We start from the raw sequence: 21,560 nt of genomic DNA on the forward strand, positions 1-21,560 counted from the left end.
AAGCCCAATATTCAGGAGAAATTCATGTCAAGAAGCGCGCTGTACTCACCGAAACAACAACGCGGCATGGGCCTTCTGGGCTCTGTTGTGCTGGCAGCGGGTGTGGTGGTGGCCGGTTTTTTAATGGCCACTGCGGTGAAGGAATTTCGCAAGTATGATCAGTTCATTGAAGTGCGAGGCCTGGCCGAGGAAGTGGTGAAATCGGACAAAGCCAGCTGGAACCTGTCTTTCTCGGTACTTGCAGAAACGCCGCAAGCCGCGGGTGCCAGCTGGACGAAGCAGTTGGAAAAACTGGAAAGCCTGGTGCTGGGCATGGGCTTTGAAGCCAGCGATATTCGCCGGCAACCTGTGACCATTTTTGAAAACGTGAACCCAAACGGTGGCTTTGTAGAACCCGGCAAACGCTGGCGTGCGCAGGGTGGCTTTGTGCTGGAAACGGCCAAGGTGGATGCGGTTGAACAAGCGTCGCTGAAAAGCGATGTGTTCTTGAATGAAGGTATTTTGATTGAATCCAGTTTCATTCAGTTTTACTTCACCGACTTGAACAGCATCAAGCCCCGAATGCTGAAAGCCGCCACCGACAATGCCAAGGAGGCCGCACAAACTTTTGCAGCCGACTCAGGCGTCAAGGTGGGTGCATTGAAAACAGCCACTCAGGGACTGTTTTCAATTTCAGCGCCATTGGGCGATTACGGTGGCGAGAACACTGTGATGAAAAAAATTCGCGTGGTCACCAAGGTCCAGTATTTGGTGGAGTAAATTTCAGCGAGGTTTGGCTTTACTCACCCATTCACTTAGCGGTGTAGCCGCAGCCCACAATTCATGGCCTGCATCGTTGGAGTGAATGAAATCGCCACTGTTGTACTGCGGCAGGAATGTAAGGCCGCCTGGCGCTTCCACTTCACCGTTGTAATCCGCCACACCATCACACTCGCCACTGTTTAAAATCCAGTCGTTCAACTTGGCGCGTTCGCCGGTCAAATTGGCCTGGAAGGATTGCGCACCGGGAATCCAGGTTGGGCAATACACATTGATGCCCTTTGCATGGGCTTGTTCAATAACTTCCTGGTAATTGGCGATGATTTCATCGGCACTTCGGCTGGACAAGTCATTGGTTACCCACACCACCACCGAACTGACACCCACGGTGTCGAACACGTCGCGTTCCAACCGTGTTGCACTGGCGTTTTGCAGCGTGTCGCCGCCGATGCCACGGTTCACAATCGTGTCGCGCTGTCCCTGCGGAATTTCATTCAACATGCGAACTGACAGCAAGTCGCTGATTCGCTTGAAACCATTCTGGCTGGTATTAAATCCATGAAAACTGGAGCTGCCCAAAAACACCATGGCACCTTTTGCGTCTTTCGTCAGTACTTCGATGTCCCGCAGCGCATAAACCGTGCAACCATTGCACATAATAGGCAAACCCGGAGGAGTTGAAAAACGGGTTTCATCAATCAATCCATAACCCGCGCCAGAATCCTCAAGTGTTTGATTGCCCGAGCCATTGGGCAGTTTGTAGGATTCAATCCAGGTGGCACCGAACTCACCAGGATTGTCCGCACCTTTCACATACAAACTCACAGCGAGATCGTCTTGGTTGTTGACCTTGAACGCGATGGGATCGCTGTAAAACGATTCGGTTTGGGGCGGAATTGTGGCGCTGGTCTGGCCGCAATTAAAGGTCACTGCCTTGCTGGTATTCAGCTTCAGGTTTGCGCCTGTTGCGCCCTCACGCAGGCCTACTGCGGCGGCACCAATCTGCATGGGTTGATCGCTCAGGTTGATGAAACGAATACGCACCGCATTGCCACTGGCCGTGACTCGGGCAATGTTGCGAACCGTTGTTTCCACGGGCGCCGCGCCGGTGACGTGGGTAACACCCCAGGCCGACATCCAGCGTGCGCCGTCAGCCGCGTTTGAATTGCTGTTGCAAGACAAGCCGGAAGGCTGGGTATTGGAGCCCGAGGAACCTGACGAAACGCCATTGGATTCCGATGAACAGGCGGCCACTAGAAGCATTGCAAGTGGCCAAAAAAGTTGTTGTAGTTTGCGGTAATTCAAAAATATCCCCTGAAGTGGTCGTACTGATACTTCAGAGGATGCCTTGGCGGATGTATTCCATCATTCGTGGATAGCCGCAGCAGAAATGTACCTAATTGGTTCTGCGTGCATTGTTAAATTTCATGTACAAACAATTCCCGCTCAAAGCGAATTTGAGGCCAGAACACGCCATCATCGGCGCGCTCGCCAGCCCCGATCACCATGATCGGGAAAGCATCGTCGGTCAGCTTTAATAATTTACGCACACGGGCTTCGTCGTAACCTTCCATCATGCAGGTGTCGAAGCCGTGCGCACGCAATGCCAGCACCAGGTTTTCGCAGGCCAGTGCCGCGCTTTTTGCGGCCCACAATTCCACCTCGCTACGGGTGTAGGGGCCGCGAGGCAAAGGCGCAATCAAACCACCCACATTCGATGCTGCCTTTTTCACCATGGCAAAACTGTTCAGGGGACCAGGCGAGTAGTTGTAGGGAATCAGTTGGTAGTAACGGCGTACCAGGGTGGGCACTTCCGGCATGGGCCACTCTTTAATCATCTTCTTGGAAAAGTCACTGACACGATCAACACGCGCCACGCACACAATCAGTTCCTGTGCGGTTTTTGCAGCCAACTGGCCCAAACAGGCCGTAACCAATTTGGCTTTTTTGGCTGGCGTTTTTACCACGTAAAACTCCCAGGGCTGCAAACCTGAAGAACACGGCGCAAGCAAGGCCAGGTCCAGGCATTCGTCGAGCACTTCCTTCGGGATCGGCTTGTCAGTGAACTTGCGAACCGACCTTCGGCTTTCCACTACTTTTTTGAAATTGGCGGCGCTGATTCCCTTCGGTGCCGGTTCGTAATACCGCTGCTTGCCGTCGACTTCAATGGTCTTGAATTTGCGTGCTGCTGCTTTCATGTTTTGCGTGCTCCAGACTGCTTGAATGTTGAACCCAATTTTTGAGAAAAGTTTTTCATGCCGTGCTCAAAGTCATCCATCAAGGTGTACACCACGGGAATAACCAAGAGGCTTAGGAAGGTAGAGGTCATCAAACCACCGATCACGGCAATCGCCATGGGGCTTCGGAAACTGGTGTCTGCATCGCCCGTGCCAATTGCAATCGGCAGCATGCCGGCGGCCATGGCAATGGTGGTCATGATGATGGGGCGAGCCCGCTTGTGGCAGGCATCTACCACCGCATCCAGCCGGCTCATGCCCTTTTCATTGCGGGCCACAATGGCGTACTCCACCAGCAAAATCGAGTTCTTGGTGGCAATGCCCATCAGCATGATCAAACCGATCAGTGAAGGCATGGAAAAGCTTTTCCCTGCCATCAACAAGCCCACAAAGGCACCTCCCAGGCTGAGTGGCAATGCAGCAAGAATGGTAACCGGTTGCAAGAAATCTTTGAACAACAGCACCAGCACCACAAAAATACACAACACACCAGTGAGCATGGCCAAACCAAAACTGGCGAACAATTCTTCCATCACCTCCGCATCACCAATGTTGCGTTGGGCCACACCCGGCGGCAGGTTTTTGATGCTGGGCAATTCCTGGACGGCTGCTGTCACATCGCCCAACGGTTGCCCTTGTAATTCAATTTCAAAGTTCACATTGCGAGCACGGTCGTAGCGATCAATCACCGAAGGACCAGCGTTGATGCCCAAGGTGGCGACCTGGTTCAAAGGCACACTGGGTACACCTGGTTTCGCTGAAGGAACTGCAAGGCGTTCAAGCACACTCAGGTCCTTTCGGGCCTCGTCGTCGAGGCGAACCACGATGGGCACCTGCCGTTGCGGCAGGTTCAGCTTGGGCAGGGCTGCATCATAATCACCCATGGTGGCCACGCGCAGGGTTTCGCCCATGGCAGCGGTGCTTACACCGAGGTCGGCTGCTTTGGAAAAATCGGGTTTGATCCAGATTTCTGGCCGCACCAAGGCCGCACTGGATGCAATGGAGCCCAGGCCGGGAATGGTGCGCAAATCGCGTTCCACCTCACTGGCTGCCCTGGACAATGCTTCACCATCTTCGCCTGAAAGTACCAACACATACTTTTCGCCCGAGGCGCCCAAACCCACCTTGTAACGCACGCCTGGCAAGTTGCTGAGTGCCTCACGCATTTGTGTCTCAGTCACCTGCTTGCGTACGGTGCGTTCGCCTCGCGGATCGAGCAACACGGTGAGCGTGGCTTTGCGAACTTCAGCCTGTCCGCCCATCATGAAGGGATCGGTTCCGGCTGCGCCACCGCCAATGGTGGTGTACACGCTGCGCACATACTCTACGTCGCTGATCAACTCGCGAGCCTTCTCGGCCGCTTTGCGGGTTTGCTCATAAGTGCTGCCCGGTTGCAGTTCGATGTAAACCTGGGTTTGCGACAAATCATCAGGCGGAATAAACCCGGTGGGCAACAGGGGAATCAACATGATAGAGCCCACGAAAAAGGCACCCGCAGCCACGCAGGTGACAAGCCGATGGGCCAGGGCCCAGCGCACCCAGTCCAGATAACGGGCCATCATTTTACCGGGCTCGTTTTTCTCATGTTCATGGCCTTTGGAAGTCAACATGTAAGCCGCCATCATGGGCGTCAACATACGGGCCACCACCAGCGAAGCAAACACGGCCAGCGCAGCGGTCCAGCCAAACTGTTTGAAAAATTTTCCGGCAATGCCGCTCATGAATGCGGTGGGTAAAAACACGGCAATCAATGTGAAGGTGGTTGCGATCACAGCAAGGCCAATTTCATCAGCGGCCTCACGTGCAGCATCCAGTGGGCTTTTGCCCATGCGCAAGTGGCGAACAATGTTTTCCACTTCCACAATGGCGTCATCGACCAAAATACCCACCACCAGCGACATGGCCAGCAACGACACCACATTAAGGCTGAAGCCCAGGTAATACATGCCCGCAAATGCCGGGATTACCGACAAGGGCAAAGCCACCGCAGATACGAAAGTGGCCCGCCAGTCGCGCAGGAAAAACCACACCACCACCACGGCCAGAAATGCACCTTCGTAAAGCATTTTCATGGAGACATCAAAATCTTCTTTCACGGGCTCCACAAAGTTGAATGCCTCGACAATGGTGAGGTCGGGTCGCTGCGCCTTTAACTCTGCGAGGGCCGTGGCAACACCTTGCCCCACCTCTACCTCACTGGCACCTTTGCTGCGGGTAATCTCGAAACCCACCACATCCTGACCATTCAGAAGGGCGGCCGATCGCCGATCGGCAATGGTGTCTTTAATCGTTGCTATTTCAGGCAACTTCACGCGGCGACCATTGCTCAGCACAATTGAAATTTCTTTCAGCTGATTGGCATTGTCCACAGTGGCAATGGTGCGCAGTGGTTGCTCGCCCACACCCAGGTCGGCCCGGCCACCGGCAGTTTCCAGCTGGGTGTTGCGCAGTTGGCGCGACACATCCAGCGCACTGACACCCAGCGCTTGCATTTTCAAGGGATCAAGTTCGACCACCACTTCGCGTGTTACACCACCCACCCGGTTTACAGCTCCAACACCTTTCACGTTCAACAGGGTTTTGGTGATGGTGTCGTCGACATACCAGGACAAACCTTCCTCATCAAACGCGGTGGAGGCGATGGTGTAAGCCAGTACAGGTGCACCGCTTAATTCCAGTTTATTGACCACCGGGTCGCGCAAATCGGTGGGCAAATCGGCACGCACGCGCGACACGGCAGACCGCACATCATCCACGGCTTCCTGTGTGTCTTTTTCCAGATTGAATTCGACCGTGATGCTGACAATGCCGTCTTGAATCTTGGTGTAAATGTGTTTGAGTTGTTGCAGTGTGGCAAGCGAGTTTTCAATTTTCCGGGCAACATCGTTTTCAAGCTGGGAAGGCGATGCACCAGGAAGACTCGCAGTGACCAGCACGGTGGGCAGTTCAATGTCTGGGAACTGCTGAATTTTCATGCTGGAAAAGCTGTACAGCCCCATCACGGTGAGCAGGAAAAAAAGCATCACCGCAGGAATGGGGTTTTTAATGGACCAGGTCGAGACGTTCACTGAATCACCTTCACCAAATCGCCATGGGCCAGGAAAGCCACACCGCTTTTTACCACCTTGTCACCGGGCTTCACACCTTCCAACACCTCGATGAATTCGCCTTGCGCCTTGTTCACGCGCAACTTGATGCGCTGCACCTTGCTGCTGGCTTCGTCCACGGTGAATGCGTAGGTAAAGCCATCACGCTCAATCACCGCAGTTTGCGGAATTACTGTCGCGGTTTGCTGGCCCAAATCAAACTCGCCGCGCAGGTACATGCCCGGTTTCAATCCCTTGGCGTAGGCGCCGGGAACATCGACATACACCATGCCGGTTCGTGATTGCGCATTGATGACTGGGCTAAGTGTGCGCACCTTTCCCTGGATGGCTTCGCCCCCACTAAACACAGTCGCTGCCATGCCTTCAGAAATTCGGGCCAGCTCTGCGTCGGTCACCTCAGCTTGCCACTCCAGGCGCTGCTGGCGAACCAAGCGGAACAGCTCTTGCCCCGGGGCGGGCACCGAACCCAAAGTCGCCGTGCGCGCACTGATTACGCCGTCGTCCAGCGCAATGACCGCGGTGTTGCGCAAGCGAATTTCCTGCTGGGTTTGTAGCGCCCTGGCGGACAACAAGCGGGCCTGTGCCGACTTTTCTGCTGCAATGACCTGGTTGCGTTCTTGCGCGCTGACTGCACCTGCGTCGGTGATGTTGCGAATCATGTCAGCGTTCAGCTTTGCCTGCTCGAACAAAGCCTGTGCTTCGGCCACGCCCGCTTTGGCCTGTGCCAAATCGGCATTCACTGTTTGTTGATCGAACAGCGCCAGCGTTTGCCCCTTCTTTACGACATCGCCAACTTCGGCGCGCAAAGAATCAATTCGTACCCCATTGAGTTGCGAACCAATCACTGCCTCTTGCCAGGCAGCCACGCTGCCATTCACGGACAGGGTCAGAGGAATGGTTTTCTCCTCCACCGCGGCCAGTTCAACCGACAAGCTGGCCTTGCCGGGAACTTCCGTTTCACTTGCAGCGCCAGGTGCGGCTTGCTCGGTGCCGGGTGAACAAGCACCCAACAGCAAGACTGCCGCAAGCATGGCGACGGGGAACTGACTTAAAACCATTGGAATTTTCATTTGCTGCAATCCTGTTTGCGTCGTTTGCTTTCACTGTCGAGCATGGCGCGGGCATAACCAGCCAAGCGTTCACTCAGGGTATCGATGGCTTTGGCATTGCTCATTAATTTGGGGCAAATTACATCGACCACATCTTGAGCCACATAAAAATTCACGGCCATGCCCATCATTGCGAAGGCCAGGCGTTGGATGTCGAGGTCGGGTTTACTCAAACCAAAATAGGCGGTCAACATGTTCACCAAAGCCATGTGCTGCGGCTTGATTTCCGCATCAATTTCATGCTCCCAGGCACCGGTGGGTTCAATCATTTCGCGGAAATGCAATTTCATCACCAGGCGAAAGGTTTCACCGTGCTTCAAGGGCTCCAGGAAATCCCGGAACAATTGCTTTAAGGCTTTGTCCACGTCGGTGCTGTTCAAATCAGGAATGCCCTGTTCAAACGGCGTGCCACACAGCGGCTCGGTGTAAGCCGCCCTGTAAAGACCAGCCTTGTCACCAAAGTAATAGCGAATGGAGGAGATGTTCGCTCCCGCCTTGTCGGCAATTTCGCGCGTGGAAGCCCCTTCATAGCCCTTTTCGGCGAAGGTGATGAGTGCAGCCTGCACCAGCTTTTGCCGTGCAGACTGCTGCTTGTCTTGAAGCATGGGGAAGTCCAGAATTAATTCAATCGATTGATTTAAAAATATATCAAACGAATGATTAAACAGCAATCGTGAGCAGTGCATTTCTCGGGATTGAAACGAATCGACACCACCGAATTCCTGAAACTTGCTACTCTTGGCGAGCAAATTCAAAAAACAACAAACTGGAGACAATCATGGGTATGGCGGAAAAAGGCAGCAAGGCGCTGCGAAAACTGAAATCGGTCGCTCAAAAACGGGCGTCCAGTCTTCCGGCAGGCAATTTGATCAATGCCGTGGTTGACCAGGTGAATCAGTTTGAAACCGGTATCAAGCAAACAGTAGATGGTGTTCAGGACAAGGTCAAAGGCTTGCAAGCCAACTTGTTGAAAATGTACCAGGCCAACAAAGAACTGGAACAGGAGAACCGGGAATTGAGCAAAACCATGGTGGTGCTGGAGAAGGACAATGCCCACCTGACCATGCAACTGGACCGCACCCAAATGGAACTGGATGTATTGAAGGCCAAGCTGGAGAATATTGGCAAACTGGTGAGTGGCTACGAGGAATCAATTGCCGCAGTTACACGTAGCAACAAACCCAAACGCAAATAAGCAGAAAAAAGAGCCAGCCGATGACCCGCACACCCATTCCACGATTTGACGACAACTACTCGGAAGATGCTGCCAAAGCGCGCCGTGAATTTTTAACACAACAAACCGGAGCCAGCTTGCATCACACTGGCACCTATTCCCTGCCCCCTGAAAGTTTGAAAAGCAACACCGAGAACTTTATTGGTGTGGTGCAAATGCCGGTGGGCGTGGCCGGGCCCGTGCTGATTCACGGCGAGCATGCTCAAGGCTGGTTTTATGTACCTTTGGCGACCACCGAAGGCACACTGGTGGCCAGTTATAGCAGGGGTATGCGCATGGTGAGCGAATCGGGCGGCGTGAAGGTGACGGTGGCCGAGGAATTCATGCAACGCGCCCCGCTGTTCGAATTCGAGGACGCCCGTGCAGCCAAACGGTTTTTGCAATGGATCAATGAAAACCTGGCCATGGTCAAAGCCCAAGCAGAAAAAACCACCGGCTTTGGCAAGCTGGAACACATTCAAACCTGGCAAGTGGCGCGCATGGTGTACACGCGCTTTAACTACACCACTGGCGATGCAGCCGGGCAAAACATGTGCGGCAAGGCCACGCACGCGGCCTGCCAATGGGTATTGAAAAACAGCCCTGAGGCGATTAGTTACTTTGCCCTGAGTGGCGCCATTGAAACGGACAAAAAACATTCGCACATGAACCTGCTACACAGCCGGGGCAAGCGGGTAATTGCGGAAGCCACCATCAAGCGCGAAGTGCTGCAAAGGCTGGCACGCACCACTCCTGAAACCATTTTCAAGCAACGCCAGCGCAGTGCCATAGGCGCACAACTGGCAGGCAGTGCCTACAGCGGCCCCCACTCGGCCAACGGCATTGCCGCTTTGTTTATTGCCACAGGGCAAGATGAGGCCAATGTGGTGGAAAGCCACACCGGCATGGTGTTCATGGACATTACAGCCGATGGAGATTTGTATTTCTCTGTCACATTGCCCTCGGTGATCTGCGCCACCAAGGGTGGTGGAACGGGCCTGGCCACGCAGGCCGAGTGCCTGAAAATACTGGGCTGTGAGGGCACTGGCAAGGCGCGTAAACTGGCGGAAATTGTGGGCGCCACGGTACTGGCAGGAGATTTGTCTTTGCTGTCCGCCATTCTGGCGGATGAATGGGTTTCCTCCCACGACGCCTATGGTCGGAATCGTTAAGCCGATGCAAGTCAGCGCCCGTCCCTGGGCGCTGTCAGTAAATCACTGACCGCTGGTGCAGTGCGGAATGACTTGGAATGTGTTTCAGTGCACACTCGTTTTACAATACAAAAACGAGGAGACACAATGCAGTCTGAGGCAGGATCCGCGCAGTTGAACAACTCATTGATCAAACGTGTAGCTGGCCTCGTGACGAAAGTCTCCGACGCCTTTGCATTTCCCCTACGAACTTCCCACTACATTGAACTGGTCAACCCCTTGTGGAGCACCCATGCACTTCAAGCGCGGGTTGAAGCAGTTTGGGACGAAACCTCTGATTCACGCACCATCACCTTGCGCCCTGGCCTGAACTGGCGAAGCCACCGCCCAGGCCAGCACTTGCGCATTGGCGTGCCAATTGGCGGGCAGCATTTCACGCGCACTTATTCAATCAGCTCAGCGCCGGAACGCAATGATGGCTGCTTCACCATTACGGTGAAAGCCATCGACAACGGCCGCATGTCGCACCACCTGGTGCGCAAGCTGAAAGTGGGCGATTACGTGCCGATTGGTGTACCGCAAGGCGACTTTTACCTGCCCGATGCACAGCCTGTGCTGCCCCTGTTTATTACTGCGGGCAGCGGCATTACACCGATTATGAGTATGCTGCGCAGCCTGGTGCTGCAAGAGCGCATGCCCAACACTGTGCACATTCACTATGCGCCCCACACTTACGACGTCATTTTTGGGCGTGAACTGAAAGAAATTGCTGACAGGCAAAAGCTGTACACCTTGAACCTGGTGCACACCCGTGAGCCTGGCCAGAAACCTGAAGACATTACCGGCAAACGCCCCCACTTTTCCAAAGAGCAGCTCGAGCAACTTTGCCCCGACTGGCGAAAACGCGACGTGTACGCCTGTGGGCCGCAAGCCATGCTCGATTCAATCGAGAAACTTTACGAATCCGAAGGGCTAAGCCGCCAGGTGCACACCGAACGATTCCGCGCCCAACTGGCAGGCGTTCCCACCGAGGTGAAAACGGGCGTGGTGAAATTTCTGAACAGCAATGTGAGCGCCAATTCAGACGGTGAAACCAACCTGCTTCGCTTGGCCGAAGATTCGGGCTTGAACCCGGAACACGGCTGCCGAATGGGCATTTGCCACGGTTGTGATGTGAAACTGGCCAGCGGCTGTGTGCGCGATTTGCGCACGAACGCACTGATCAATGAAACAGGACAAGTGATTCAGATTTGCGTGTGTGCCGCGGTGGGCGACGCAGAAATTGAAGTGTAAGTAACACGGGAAGCAGGAGACACAACATGGGCATGCCAAAACATTTGAGCGCCAGCGACATTGAAGAATTTGGTCGCGAAATGGACGCCATACGCAATGAAATCGCAGACTCGCTGGGCAGCAAAGACCGCGCCTACATTCTCTCGGTCATCAAATGGCAGCGAAGCCTGATGCTGGCCGGGCGTATTGTGGTGTTTCTCAGCTTTTTCCTGTTGCCCATGAGCGACTGGACCTTCACAGGCTGGCCACAATTCTGGGCAGTGCTTCTGCTGGGCGCGGTGATGCTGGGCGTGTCGAAAAGCATTGAGAATATGGAATTGGGCCACAACATCATGCATGCCCAGTTCGACTGGATGCGCGACCCCAATATTCAATCCAACACCTGGGAATGGGACAACGTTTGCCCTTCTGACCAGTGGAAACACAGCCACAATGTGGTGCACCACACCTGGACCAATGTGCACGGCAAAGACCCCGACATTGGCTACGGCGTGCTGCGGGTTACCGACGACCAACGCTGGCATGCCAAATACCTGTTCAACCCGGTGATTAACTTTGTGTTGATGATGATGTTTCAGTGGGGCGTAGCCCTGCACGACCTGGAGGCCGACAAGCTGCTGGCAGGCAAAAAGAGTTTCAAAGAGATTATTCCCATGCTGAAACGAATCGGCTGGAAAGTACGCCACCAGTTGTTGAAAGACTACGTATGCTGGCCGGTTCTTGGTGCAGCGGTCACGGTACCGGTCACTGTATTTTTTGGGTTTGATGTAGTGAATATTGCCTTGGCTGGTTTCGGCTTCACCATTGTGGCCAACCTGATCGCCAACGGCATTCGCAACATTTGGTCGAATGTGATTATTTTCTGCGGCCACTTCCCGGCAGGTGTGCACCACTTCACCAAAGAAGAAGTGGAGGGCGAAACCCGCGCAGCCTGGTATGTGCGCCAGTTGCTGGGCAGCTGCAATATTACCGGTGGCAAGTTGTTCCATATTCTGTCGGGCAACCTGAGTCACCAGATTGAACACCACCTGTTCCCGGACATTCCTGCCAACCGCTATGCAGAAATGTCACCCCGAGTACAGGCTTTGGCAGCCCGGTATGGTCTGCCCTACAACAAGGGCAGTTTCACGCGCCAGTTTGGCACCACCACCTGGAATATCTGGCGTTTGTCTTTGCCCTGAAACTAAACCGCCTGAACGGTGCTGTACGCGAAAAACAGCACCAGGCTGGCAGCCATGGTTCCGTTGAACCACTTCAAGCGCAGCGGGCTGTTGATAAAAGCCCGCAAGCGCGCACCCAACACAAGCCACAATCCCACACACAGCAAACCCACGCTGGCCATGATCACAGCCACCATCAACACGTCGAAAACTGGTGTGTTCGAGCTGGCCGGAAAAAGCGCAACTGCCGCTGTCGCCATGAACCAGGCTTTGGGATTCACCCACTGAAACAACACCGCATTAAAAAAGCCCAGAGGTTTTGAGCCGGGCTTCAGGGCATCAGCAGACGGTGAGAAGCTCGCGATTCGCCAAGCCAGATACACCATCATCAACAGGCTGAACACCAGCAGCGCAGTGTGAAACCAGGGCAGGCTTTCAAACACCGCATTCAAGCCCAAACCCATGGCCAGCAGCATGAGCGGAAAACCCACAATAATGCCGAAGAAATGCGGCAGGCTTTTTCGCACACCAAAATTCATGCTGCTGGTCATGATCATCAGGTTATTGGGCCCGGGCGTAATGATGCTTAAAAAAGCAAACAGAGCAATCGCTTGAAAGTGCTGCATGACGAACTCCTTTCGTGGAGTAACAATGGAACACTCACTTTAAGAATTTTTGCATTTTCAGTACAGATTCAGGATAATGAAATAATGTGCAGTACAGATCAATCCTATAAAAATCTGTACTGCTTCTGGAACTTGACTTCTGTGCGGGTGACCCCCATGAAACTGGAACGTTGGAAAGTCATTGCCGCAGGCATTTGCTCCCTAATTCTGACCGTTGGGCTGGCCCGCTTTTCTTACACACCCTTGCTGCCCATCATGCGCGAGCAGGCTGGCTTGAGCGCCTTTGATGGTGGCTGGCTGGCCACGGTGAACTACATTGGCTACATCAGCGGTGCCTTGCTGGCCTCCACACTGAGCAACCTGAATTACAAATACCTGCTGTATCGCTTCGGATTGATTGTGGCAGTGCTCAGCACCATCGGCATGGGATTGACCACCGATGTGAACCTGTGGGTGTTCCTGCGTTTTATCTCGGGTGTTTCAAGTACAGCGGGCATGTTGATTGCGTCGGGGCTGATCATGAACTGGCTGGCCCGCCAGAACCTGAAAACCGAACTGGGCCTGCACTTTGCCGGCGCGGGCATGGGCCTGGTGTTGTCTGGCCTTGCAGTGATGGCCATGGTGGATCACCTGGCGTGGGACCAGCAATGGTGGGTGCTGGGTGTGGTGGGAATTCTTTTCTTCGTTCCAGCCTGGATATGGATGCCCAAGCCAGCCAAAGCCGGTAGTGAAGAGGCCAAGGTAGCCGATGTGGCACCACCCAGCGCCAAGTGGATGAGGCTGATGCTGGGCGCATATTTCTGCGCAGGCTTTGGCTATGTGATCAGCGCAACCTTCATTGTGGCGATTGCAGAAACGCTGCCTGAATTGCAAGGCAAGGGCCCTTGGGTGTGGGTGGTGGTTGGTTTGGCTGCGATTCCCTCCTCATTTGTGTGGGACCGCGTGGCGCGCGTCACAGGCGTTTTTGAAGCCTTGGTGTTGGCTTACCTGCTGCAAATCATCTCAATTGTGATGGCAGCCCTGATCGACGGCTATTGGGCCAACATGATCAGCGCTGTGCTGTTTGGCGGTACGTTCGCCGGCATTGTGAATTTGACTTTGAGTATTGCAGGCAGGCAATTCCCCGCCAACCCCAGCAAGGCCATGGCACGCATGACACTGAGTTATGGCGTGTCACAAATTGCGGCGCCCGCTTTGGCCGGTTTGATCGCTGAACGCACGGGCACCTATCGCGGCTCGCTGTACCTGGCGGCTGCATTGATGGTGGTAGGCATGTTCATGGTGTGGCAACTGAAAAAGCAAACCGAGGCTTGAACCATGGACAACTCCTCTTGCAAATACGAAACACTGGCGTTGAACCTGCAGGCCTTGATTGAAAACAATCACTTTGCAGCGGGGTACAAACTGCCGTCGATCCGGAAGCTCTCAGAGCAATGGCATTACTCCATCGACACGGTACAAAAAGCATTGAACTTGCTGGAAGACAGGGGCTATGTGCAACCTGTAGCGAAATCTGGCTATTACGTGCAAGCCCGCACCCTGCCCAATGCTGCAGCCTGTACCCAGGCGCCTGATTCAATCGTGCTGGAACCGCCAGTGAACCTGGAGGTGGCCAATCAAATCGCCATGTTGCTTAGAAGTTCAACCCGCGAGGGTGTGGCACCATTGGGCGTTGCGTTTCCCGCCCACGAACTGTTGCCGATTGCCACCCTGCGTAGAAGCTACGCCACAGTGAACCGCACCCGCCCTGACCTGCTTACCCTGGGTAGCCACGTAGAGCCGAACCAGCCTGAACTGGTGCAGCAACTGCAACAGCGGTTTGAGTTGATGGGCATGAAATTGAAACGCGATGAATTGGTGATCACCGATGGGTGTACTGAAGCGCTAAGCCTGGCCCTTCAAAGCGTGGCCAAACACAACGACATTGTTGCGGTTGAATCACCCGGTTACTACTTGCTGCTGCAAATGATTGAATCACTGGGCTTGCGCGCACTGGAAATTCCGAGCAGTCCGGAAAATGGCATGTCGCTTGAAGCACTGGAAATTGCAGTGAAGCAAACCCGAATCGCGGCTTGTATTGTGTGCCCCACCGCCAGCAACCCCATGGGTTCTGTAATGCCCGATGCCAACCGAAAAAAACTGCTGGAGTTGGCCGAGAAATATGACTTCCCGATTGTGGAAGACAATGTGTATGCCGACCTGTACTTCGAGCGTTTTCGACCACGGCCATTGAAAGCCGGCAAGCAAAGCGACCGGGTACTTATGTGTGGTTCATTTTCGAAATCACTGAGCCCATCGCTGCGAATTGGCTATGTGGCAGGCGGCAAGTACGCCGCACAGGTGTTGTCGAAAAAGCGGATTTTAAGTGGTTCCACCAACCCGATCACGCAGGTGGCTGTTGCGCATTATCTGGAGAAAGGATCGTTTGAGCGGCACTTGCGTACCTTGCGCCAACAGTTTGAAACGCAGGTGCGAGCCATGGGCAGTTTGGTGCTGAAACATTTTCCGCAGGGCACCCGAATTTCAGAACCCAAAGGTGGTTTCGTGTTGTGGGTTGAATTGCCGGGAGACATCGATACCGCAGCCCTGTTCAACAAGGCCATTGCCCGAAAAGTGGCCTACATGCCGGGCAGCGTATTCTCTGCCAGCGGCCTGTACAAAAACTGCATCCGCCTGAATTGTGGCCACCCGGTGACAGACGACACCGCAGTGGCCATTGCAAAGTTGGGTGCCTTGTTTGACGCCTCACTCGTCGCCTAGCCACACCACTTTGTACAAATCGCGGCGGCGATCGAGGTAATTGCGAACCGAACCTTCGTTTTTCAAAGTTTGAAGCTTGTCCAGGTCCACATCCACAATCAGGGTCATCTCGGTGTTGGGTGTGGTCTCTGCCATGATGGCGTCGTGTGGAAATGCGAAATCGGAGGGAGAGAACACCGCAGTTTGCCCGTACTGAATGTCGACATTGTCCACCTTGGGCAAGTTACCAAAACTGCCTGAAATGGCCACATAGCACTCATTTTCAATGGCGCGGGCCTGGGCACAACGGCGCACGCGCAGGTATCCGTTTTTGGTATCTGTCCAGAAAGGCACCAACAAAATTTGCATGTCTTTGTCGGCCAGCACGCGCGACAACTCGGGAAACTCGGAGTCGTAACAAATCAGGATTCCGATCTTGCCAAAGTCGGTGTCAAACACACTCAGCTTGCTGCCCCCCTCCATCATCCATTCACGTTTTTCATGCGGTGTGGGGTGAATTTTGTACTGCGCCTCAACCGTGCCATCGCGGCGGCACAAATAGGCCACGTTGTACAGTGCACCATCTTCCATCACGGGCATGGAACCGGCCACCACATTGATGTTGTAGCTCACCGCCATGCGACTCATCTCGTCGCGAATTTGATCGGTGTAAGTGGCCAGGTGACGAATCGCCTCCAAGGAATTGCCGTTGCCCGCCAGGCCCATCAGGGGTGCGTTGAAAAATTCGGGGAACAAGGCGACATCACAGCGGTAATCTGAAAGCGCATTGATGAAGTACTCGGCCTGTTTTACCACGTCTTCCACGCTGTGGAATTCGCGCATTTGCCACTGCACGCAACCCAGGCGTGCAGTGGTTTTGGGCGCGCCAAACAGCATGGGTTTTTCGGGTTCATAATAAATATTGAACCACTCCAGCAAGGTGGCATAGCCTTGCGATTCCTTGTCTTCCGGCAAGTAGCCTTTTAGCACTTGCTTCACCTCAAAATCGTTGCTGAGCTGAAAAGTAAGAATGGGATCGTAAATGTCTTTGCGTTTCACTGCGGCAATGTACTGCTGCGGCGACATGTCTTTCATGTGGTCTTTGTAGCCGGGAATTCGCCCGCCCGCCATGATGGCGCGAAGGTTGAGGTTTTGGCACAATTCCTTGCGCGCTTCGTACAGGCGGCGACCCAAACGCATGTTGCGGTATTCGGGATCGGCGAATACATCAATGCCATACAGCACGTCACCCTTGGGGTCATGCGTGGTGGCGTAAATGTTGCCGGTGATTTCCATGTAGGTGTGCTTGTCGCCAAACTTGTCATAGTCGACCACCACCGCAAAGGCGGCGGCAATCACCTTGCCATCGTCTTCAATGCAAATTTGCCCTTCCGGAAATGTTTTTAAGATTGAACGGAATTTGGCTTCTGGCAAAGCACCGCCAGCGCTGTGGTAAACCACCTCCATAATTCGCTTGATATCGGGGTAATCAGAGGCCTGTAAATTGCGCAAGCTCAACTTGTGTTCGGTGTGTTCATACTCGGCATTTTCTATTTCTGTCGACATGGTGACTGCTCCATTCGTTTATTTTTTGAACCTCCCTATTAGAACATATTTAGAAAATTGATGAATTTTTGGTCAGTTTTGGCCACCGCACATGGTTTGACCTGCTCGGTGCAGCGCGTTACAATACATGGATATTTTGATAAACAAACCCCCGCCTGACCTTTGTAAAACCCCGCCCTACCACATTCGTGATTATTCCCGCCCGGTGCGCTTTTTCCACTGGAGCAAATTTCATTCAATTCGCTGTCATTAACTTTTTCCAAGCTACCCGTCAGTCTTGGCAGAAAAGTGCTGACCGCATTCATTCATAGAAAAAAATGATTAGAACAATTCAAACGGACTGGTTTTCCAATGTCCGCAACGACCTTTTGGCCGGCCTTGTTGTTGCACTGGCACTTATTCCCGAAGCCATTGCCTTTTCAATCATTGCAGGTGTTGACCCCAAAGTGGGCTTGTATGCTTCCTTCTGTATTGCCACAGTAATTGCCTTTACAGGCGGACGCCCCGGCATGATTTCCGCAGCGACCGGAGCCATGGCCTTGGTCATGGTGATGCTGGTGAAGGACCACGGCTTGCAGTATTTGTTGGTGGCCACGCTTCTTACCGGCGTACTACAAATTATTGCCGGCCTGCTGCAACTGGGCAAACTTATGCGATTCGTATCAAGATCTGTCATCACTGGTTTTGTGAACGCGTTGGCCATTCTTATTTTCATGGCTCAGTTGCCTGAATTAACCAACGTTACCTGGCATGTGTACGCCATGGTAGCCGCAGGCCTTGGCATTATTTACCTGCTGCCTTATGTGACCAAGGCCATACCCTCGCCACTGATTGCCATTGTGGCGCTAACCCTGTTCAGCGTATTCATGGGCCTGGACGTTCGCACCGTGGGTGACATGGGCGAGCTACCAGATTCACTGCCCGTGTTTTTGATACCTGATGTACCGTGGACCTGGGAAACATTGCAAATCGTGTTCCCGGTGTCGCTCACCCTGGCAGTGGTTGGTTTGCTGGAATCGATGATGACCGCACAAATTGTGGACGACCTCACCGATACACCCAGCAATAAAAACCGCGAGTGTATTGGTCAAGGTGTTGCCAACATCACTTCGGGTTTCATTGGCGGCATGGCAGGTTGCGCCATGATTGGCCAATCGGTGATTAACGTGAAATCAGGTGGCCGCGGTCGCTTGTCCGCACTTGCTGCAGGCGTGTTTTTGCTGATTATGGTGGTATTCATTGGCGACTACGTGGCCATGATTCCCATGGCCGCCCTGGTGGCAGTCATGATCATGGTGTCCATTGGTACCTTTAATTGGGCTTCCATTCGCAACCTGCGTGAACACCCGAAAAGCTCCAGCATTGTGATGTTGGCCACTGTGGCAGTAACTGTGAGCACCCACGATTTGGCACAAGGCGTGCTGGTTGGTGTGTTGTTGTCGGGCTTTTTCTTCGCCAACAAAGTGGGGCGTATTCTGCGCGTGCAATCAAGCACACAGAATGAAGGGCGCAATCGCACCTATGTAATTTCCGGACAAGTGTTTTTTGCATCCGCTGAAACATTCATCAATTCTTTCGACTACAAGGAAGTAATTGATGAAGTAACCATTGACGTAAGCCGCGCCCATTTCTGGGACATCACAGCCGTCAGTGCATTGGACAAGGCTGTAATCAAGTTCAAACGCGAAGGCACCGAGGTCGAGGTGATCGGTATGAATGAAGCCAGCCGAACACTGGTGGACAAGTTCGCCATTCACGACAAAGACGATGCGCTTGAACGCATGGCCCAACACTAAGGAGCATGAGCATGAGCATGAGCATGAGCATGGACGAACGTAAAATTGTTGCCTGCGTTGACCGCTCACAGTACTCGCTTGCTGTGGCCGATTGTGCAAGCTGGGTATCTAAGCAGATCAAGGCACCCGTTGAATTTTTGCATGTGATTGATCGCCACCTTGAACAAGGTTCTGGCGAAGACCACAGCGGTGCAATTGGATTTGACGCACAGGAAAATTTGCTGAACAAACTGTTGAGCAGTGAAAGCGAAAAAACCAAGCTGGCGAAAACCCAGGGACGATTGTTCTTGAACGGTCTGCGAGAACGTGCGCTTGAAGACGGCGTGACGCAAGCTGATTCCCGCATTCGCCACGGTACGCTGGTGGATTGTTTGCTTGAACTGCAAGACGACACGCGGATTGCAATTATTGGCAGACGAGGTGAAACATCGGTTGCGTCGAACCGTGACATTGGCCGCACCTTCGAGGCAGCTGTTCGCGCACTGAACAAACCAGTGCTGGGTGTTCATGAGCAGTTCAAAATACCCGAGCGCTTTTTGTTTGCATTTGACGGCAGCGCAGTGAGCAAGCGCGGCGTAGAAACGGTGCTTCAAAGCCGACTGTTCAAGGGGCTGAAAGGCACATTGTTGATGTGCGGCGAGAAAAGAAGCAGTGGCATCAAACTGCTGGAAGAAGCCGCACAAGCACTGAGCGATTCAGGTATTCCTACCGAGTTCAATCATGTCCAAGGCGATGTGGTGACACAAATGGTGAAAGGGCTTGAAATTCACCAAGCCGACATGTTGGTGATGGGTGCCTACACACACTCGCCATTGCGCAAACTTTTCTTAGGTAGCAAAACTGAAGACATGTTGCGCGCCACCAAGGTGCCAGCTTTGCTTCTGAGGTAAATGAAAACTCAAATGGGGGGGTTATAGAAAACCAGAGGCTATCCGGCCTCTGCCCTCAATTCAAAAACCACCCCAAGAAACCCGGCTACCAAAGGCACCGCGCTACGTTCCCGCAAACAAATGACATGTGAATACGTGCTGGGCAGAGGCTCCTGAACTTTCAAACGAACCAGCCGTGGGTCTTCTACATAGGCAGTTTCTGACACAACTCCCAAGCCAAGGCCCGCCGCAACCGCTTCGCGCACCGCCTCGCGGCTTCCCATTTCCACACTACTTTTTATTTTTACTCCCGCATTGTTCAAGAAAGAATTGAACACTCTCTGAGTTGTGGAGCCCGATTCCCGAACCACAAAATTGTAGGAAGCAAGATCGCGCAAAAAAACTGAGCTGAGTTGTGCCAAAGGATGAGTGCGGTGGGCAAATACCAACAGAGGCTGCTTGCGAAAGGGGACGCAATGTATTCTGGGATCATCCACACGGTGAACAAGTACTCCCAGGTCTCCCCTGAAATCCAGAATGCGCTCCACTACATCGCTGGAATCGCCCATGCTCACAGACACCTCGACATACGGGTTGTTCTCCCGAAAGCGTGAAATCATGGGGACCACGTTGTATGGCCCTACAGCACACAAGGAAAGTCGTCCCTGAAACTGGCTTTGCGCTGCCAACAACAAGGAGCGTGCATCTTCTTCAGCCCTGAATATCCGGTTCGTGATTTCGCGCAGGTTTCGCCCAAAGTCGGTCAACTGAACCTGTCGTCCCCGCCGATGAAACAACTCCACGCCATAGTGTTTTTCCAATCGGGCAATGTGCGCTGAAATGGTGGGTTGGCGCAAACCCAAAGCGCGCGCGGCCGCCGACATGCCCCCAAAACGGGCTGTGGCATCAAAGGCCTTTAATTCCGGAAGCAGATTTTCAACCATAGACATGATCTATAGGTTGCGCCGATTTTGTTGCGAATTCATTAATTCGCCTGTCATGCAAGCCGCCTACAGTGCAAGGGTGCATTCAACAGCCAGGAGGCAATCGTGAGCAACCGCAGAGACTTTGTAACCAAAACTATCCCCGGACTGGTACTGGGTGCCGCCGCATTGAGCGCGCCAGCCATCGTCAGGGCCAACAAACGTCCAGTGATCCGGGTGGGTCTTGGCCCTCAACAACCTACACAGGCTGACACCAAAAGGGTTTGGGAGCCGGTTTACAAAATGATTTGCGACCAGATTGGTGCCGACCTTGAATTGCGCGTTGCGAATGACTGGGCCGGTATTTCCGTTGCTTTGGCCACCCAACAAATTGACGTAGCGCAAATGGGTCCTTGGGGCTATGTATTGGCCAAAAAGAAAGGCGAAGCACAGGCGATTGGCATGTTGACCATCCAGGGTCGCGATTACTACAAGGCCATCGTGGTTGCCCGACCCGATCTTAAAATTACGCGCTTTCCGGAAGACGCAAAGGGCTTGTCCATGCAAATGCTGGATGTGGGTTCTACATCGGGTTGGCTGGTGCCCACCCACTTTCTGAAAAGCAAGGGCATTGATCCAAAAAATTACTTCGGAAAGTATGCTGAAGGCGCATCTGCGGCCGCGGCTCAAATGGCAACGGTGAATGGCCAGGTGGATTTGGCGACCGGCTGGGACACGCACAGGAACACCATGATCAGGAATGGCCAGATCACGGAAACCTCCAACCGGGTGGTGTGGGAATCTCAACCTTTGCCCAATGAACCAGTAGTCATTCGCAGCGGATTTGACCCTGAGATGGCCAAACGGCTACAAGCTGCGCTGGCGGGCCTGCCCGCCGACGTTGCGCAGAAAATGCTGCCCTGGCCCTACAGCGGCTTCATCAGCACTGACCATGCGCCTTATGCAAAACTGGAAACCATGGGCACCGATCTGGGCGTGCTGAAGGCCTGAG

19 protein-coding genes are annotated in these 21,560 nt (G+C 53.5%); 10 read left to right on the top strand and 9 right to left on the bottom strand.

The window, feature by feature from the left end; genetic code table 11:
* Positions 1–24: 24 nt before the first annotated feature.
* Complete coding sequence (locus tag HKT17_RS10270; protein WP_171099866.1) at positions 25–759, top strand: SIMPL domain-containing protein; 735 nt, start codon at positions 25–27, stop codon at positions 757–759.
* A 3-nt stretch (positions 760–762) separates the two neighbouring features.
* Here the strand turns inward: HKT17_RS10270 and HKT17_RS10275 are convergent, their stop codons facing one another.
* The 5 genes from HKT17_RS10275 to HKT17_RS10295 form a co-directional block, all read right to left on the bottom strand.
* Complete coding sequence (locus HKT17_RS10275) at positions 763–2,022, bottom strand: GDSL-type esterase/lipase family protein (protein WP_171099868.1); 1,260 nt, start codon at positions 2,020–2,022, stop codon at positions 763–765.
* A gap of 155 nt (positions 2,023–2,177) precedes the next feature.
* Positions 2,178–2,957, bottom strand: coding sequence for a nitroreductase family protein (locus HKT17_RS10280; RefSeq protein WP_171099870.1), 780 nt, complete (start codon positions 2,955–2,957; stop codon positions 2,178–2,180).
* Positions 2,954–6,064, bottom strand: coding sequence for an efflux RND transporter permease subunit (locus HKT17_RS10285; protein WP_171099872.1), 3,111 nt, complete (start codon positions 6,062–6,064; stop codon positions 2,954–2,956). Before HKT17_RS10285 ends, HKT17_RS10280 begins: the two co-directional genes overlap by 4 nt.
* A complete protein-coding gene (locus HKT17_RS10290) occupies positions 6,061–7,173 on the bottom strand; it encodes an efflux RND transporter periplasmic adaptor subunit (protein ID WP_171099874.1) in 1,113 nt (370 codons plus the stop codon). The genes HKT17_RS10285 and HKT17_RS10290 overlap by 4 nt, the downstream gene beginning before the upstream one ends.
* A complete protein-coding gene (locus HKT17_RS10295; protein ID WP_105029526.1) occupies positions 7,170–7,817 on the bottom strand; it encodes a TetR/AcrR family transcriptional regulator in 648 nt (215 codons plus the stop codon). Before HKT17_RS10295 ends, HKT17_RS10290 begins: the two co-directional genes overlap by 4 nt.
* Positions 7,818–7,990: 173 nt before the next feature.
* On the opposite strand from HKT17_RS10295, the gene HKT17_RS10300 reads away from it, so the two are divergent.
* The 4 genes from HKT17_RS10300 to HKT17_RS10315 all read left to right on the top strand — a co-directional run bounded on the left by HKT17_RS10300 (position 7,991) and on the right by HKT17_RS10315 (position 12,050).
* Positions 7,991–8,407 (top strand): hypothetical protein, encoded by a 417-nt coding sequence (locus tag HKT17_RS10300; RefSeq protein ID WP_171099876.1) that lies wholly within the window; start codon positions 7,991–7,993, stop codon positions 8,405–8,407.
* A 20-nt stretch (positions 8,408–8,427) separates the two neighbouring features.
* A complete protein-coding gene (locus tag HKT17_RS10305) occupies positions 8,428–9,597 on the top strand; it encodes a hydroxymethylglutaryl-CoA reductase (RefSeq protein WP_171099878.1) in 1,170 nt (389 codons plus the stop codon).
* Positions 9,598–9,723: 126 nt separating this feature from the next.
* Positions 9,724–10,869 (top strand): ferredoxin reductase, encoded by a 1,146-nt coding sequence (locus HKT17_RS10310; protein WP_171099880.1) that lies wholly within the window; start codon positions 9,724–9,726, stop codon positions 10,867–10,869.
* 26 nt (positions 10,870–10,895) lie between these two features.
* The gene (locus HKT17_RS10315; protein ID WP_171099882.1) at positions 10,896–12,050 is read left to right on the top strand and encodes a fatty acid desaturase family protein; all 1,155 of its coding nucleotides are present in this window, start codon (positions 10,896–10,898) and stop codon (positions 12,048–12,050) included.
* A gap of 2 nt (positions 12,051–12,052) precedes the next feature.
* Here the strand turns inward: HKT17_RS10315 and HKT17_RS10320 are convergent, their stop codons facing one another.
* Positions 12,053–12,655, bottom strand: coding sequence for a LysE family translocator (locus HKT17_RS10320; RefSeq protein ID WP_171099884.1), 603 nt, complete (start codon positions 12,653–12,655; stop codon positions 12,053–12,055).
* 156 nt (positions 12,656–12,811) lie between these two features.
* On the opposite strand from HKT17_RS10320, the gene HKT17_RS10325 reads away from it, so the two are divergent.
* Together HKT17_RS10325 and HKT17_RS10330 are read left to right on the top strand one after the other, a co-directional pair.
* The gene (locus HKT17_RS10325) at positions 12,812–13,969 is read left to right on the top strand and encodes a YbfB/YjiJ family MFS transporter (RefSeq protein ID WP_171099887.1); all 1,158 of its coding nucleotides are present in this window, start codon (positions 12,812–12,814) and stop codon (positions 13,967–13,969) included.
* Between the two features lie 3 nt (positions 13,970–13,972).
* Positions 13,973–15,415, top strand: coding sequence for an aminotransferase-like domain-containing protein (locus tag HKT17_RS10330; RefSeq protein ID WP_171099889.1), 1,443 nt, complete (start codon positions 13,973–13,975; stop codon positions 15,413–15,415).
* Here the strand turns inward: HKT17_RS10330 and HKT17_RS10335 are convergent.
* Both HKT17_RS10335 and HKT17_RS15525 read right to left on the bottom strand, forming a co-directional pair.
* Positions 15,401–16,960 carry a carbon-nitrogen hydrolase family protein gene (locus HKT17_RS10335; protein ID WP_171099892.1) on the bottom strand — a complete coding sequence of 520 codons (1,560 nt, stop codon included), beginning with the start codon at positions 16,958–16,960 and terminating at the stop codon, positions 15,401–15,403. The genes HKT17_RS10330 and HKT17_RS10335 overlap by 15 nt on opposite strands.
* 38 nt (positions 16,961–16,998) lie before the next feature.
* Complete coding sequence (locus HKT17_RS15525; protein WP_205882419.1) at positions 16,999–17,265, bottom strand: hypothetical protein; 267 nt, start codon at positions 17,263–17,265, stop codon at positions 16,999–17,001.
* Between the two features lie 12 nt (positions 17,266–17,277).
* Here HKT17_RS15525 and HKT17_RS10340 point away from each other — a divergent pair, with 12 nt between their 5' ends.
* Together HKT17_RS10340 and HKT17_RS10345 are read left to right on the top strand one after the other, a co-directional pair.
* Positions 17,278–18,756 carry a SulP family inorganic anion transporter gene (locus tag HKT17_RS10340; protein ID WP_171099894.1) on the top strand — a complete coding sequence of 493 codons (1,479 nt, stop codon included), beginning with the start codon at positions 17,278–17,280 and terminating at the stop codon, positions 18,754–18,756.
* 11 nt (positions 18,757–18,767) lie between these two features.
* Positions 18,768–19,646, top strand: coding sequence for a universal stress protein (locus tag HKT17_RS10345; protein ID WP_240965771.1), 879 nt, complete (start codon positions 18,768–18,770; stop codon positions 19,644–19,646).
* A 38-nt stretch (positions 19,647–19,684) separates the two neighbouring features.
* On the opposite strand, the gene HKT17_RS10350 is transcribed toward HKT17_RS10345, so the two are convergent.
* Complete coding sequence (locus tag HKT17_RS10350; RefSeq protein WP_171099897.1) at positions 19,685–20,575, bottom strand: LysR substrate-binding domain-containing protein; 891 nt, start codon at positions 20,573–20,575, stop codon at positions 19,685–19,687.
* A gap of 99 nt (positions 20,576–20,674) precedes the next feature.
* Here HKT17_RS10350 and HKT17_RS10355 point away from each other — a divergent pair, with 99 nt between their 5' ends.
* On the top strand, positions 20,675–21,559 hold the full coding sequence (locus tag HKT17_RS10355) for a phosphate/phosphite/phosphonate ABC transporter substrate-binding protein (protein WP_171099900.1): 885 nt from the start codon (positions 20,675–20,677) through the stop codon (positions 21,557–21,559).
* Position 21,560: the final 1 nt, after the last annotated feature.

Source organism: Limnobacter sp. SAORIC-580, from assembly GCF_013004065.1.
In the GTDB taxonomy this organism is placed as follows: domain Bacteria; phylum Pseudomonadota; class Gammaproteobacteria; order Burkholderiales; family Burkholderiaceae_B; genus Limnobacter; species Limnobacter profundi.